Here is a 1,456-nt window from a genome sequence, read left to right as displayed (position 1 = left end):
CGACCGGACAACACAACCGGCGGCGATGGGAAGGGCCACTGCTTCGTCGATGCGTGCGATGTTGAGGAGGGGCCCGGTGAGTGCCGTTTCGGCTATCCCCGCCGCTGGTGGATCTGGTGGACGTTCTCCGCGAGATCCGGTCCGAGCCTTGCAGCACACGCTCTACCGGGCGGCCAAGGCCGAGCCCGGGCGTCGATTCCACGCGCTGATGGACAAGATCTACCGCAGAGACGTTCTGGCGCGCGCGTGGCTGACGGTGCGTGGCAACAACGGCGCACCGGGTATCGACCAGGTCACCCTGGCCAAGGCCGAGGAGTACGGCGTGGACCGGCTGCTCGGCCAGTTGGCCTGCGAACTACGGGAGGGACGCTATCGTCCGCTGCCCGCGCGGCGGGTGCTGATCCCGAAGCCGGGGGTGCGGGAGGAGTTGCGCCCGTTATCGATTCCCGCAGTTCGTGATCGCGTTGTGCAGGCCGCCGTGAAGATCGTGTTCGAACCGGTCTTCGAGGCGGACATGCTGGAATGCTCGTTCGGGTTCCGCCCGAAACGTTCAGCGCACGACGCCCTGCAGGTGCTCATGGACGAGCACGGGCGGGGACGCCGATGGGTGGTCGAGACGGACATCGCCAACTGCTTTTCGGCGATTCCGCACGATGCGTTGATACAGGCGATCGAGGAACGCGTCTGTGACCGGTCGCTCCTGAAACTCCTGCGCGCGATCCTGCGTGCTGGGGTGATGGAGGACGGGCAGGTGCGTAAAACGGATACCGGAACGCCCCAGGGCGGGGTCGTTTCACCCGTCATGTGCAACGTCTACCTGCACCGGCTTGATCGGGCATGGGACGAAGCAGACGGGGTCATGGTCCGGTTCGCCGACGATATCGCGGTGATGTGCTGGTCGCGCAGTCAAGCCGAACGGGCCCTGGCCCGGCTGGTCGAACTGCTGGCCGGGCTGGGGCTGGAGCCCAAGATGGCCAAGACCCGCATCCTGCGACTGGAGGTGGGCGGGGAAGGCTTCGACTTTCTCGGCTTCCATCACCGGCTGGTCCGATCGACCGGTTTCAACGGCAGACGACCGTTTGTCTTCCTCGCCCGCTGGCCCGCGGACAAGGCCATGCAGCGTGCCCGTGACCGGATCCGGCAACTCACCGACCGGCGCAGGCGGTTGCGGCCTGAAGCGATTACCGAAGAGGTCAATCTTTTCCTGCGTGGCTGGGTGGCCTTCTTCAAGTACGGGCACTCCGCCGAGCGCTTCAGCAAGATCAGGCAATATGCGCGGATGCGGCTCGCTTTGTTCATCAGCAAGCGGCGCCGTGCCAGCAAGGGGTTCGGCTGGCGAACACTGGTTGCCTTGTCGCCGAATGAACTCGGCCTGATCGGCATGTATGGAATCGTCGTCTCGCCCTGGCCCTTCAAGGACTGGCGGGTGAGGCCGAATGCCGGCGGTGAACGACGT

General features: G+C 65.4%; 1 protein-coding gene. It reads left to right on the top strand.

The genetic code is table 11. The features are described 5' to 3' along the window. Positions 1-148 precede the first annotated feature (148 nt). Positions 149-1,456 (top strand): group II intron reverse transcriptase/maturase (gene ltrA / locus DP939_RS45185; RefSeq protein WP_199565863.1); only part of this gene is annotated, 1,308 nt, incomplete at its 3' end.

It is taken from the genome of Spongiactinospora rosea, from assembly GCF_003315795.1.
GTDB lineage: Bacteria > Actinomycetota > Actinomycetes > Streptosporangiales > Streptosporangiaceae > Spongiactinospora > Spongiactinospora rosea.
Note: the sequence above shows the minus strand (reverse complement) of the source record. Positions and strands in the feature narration are given on the sequence as shown.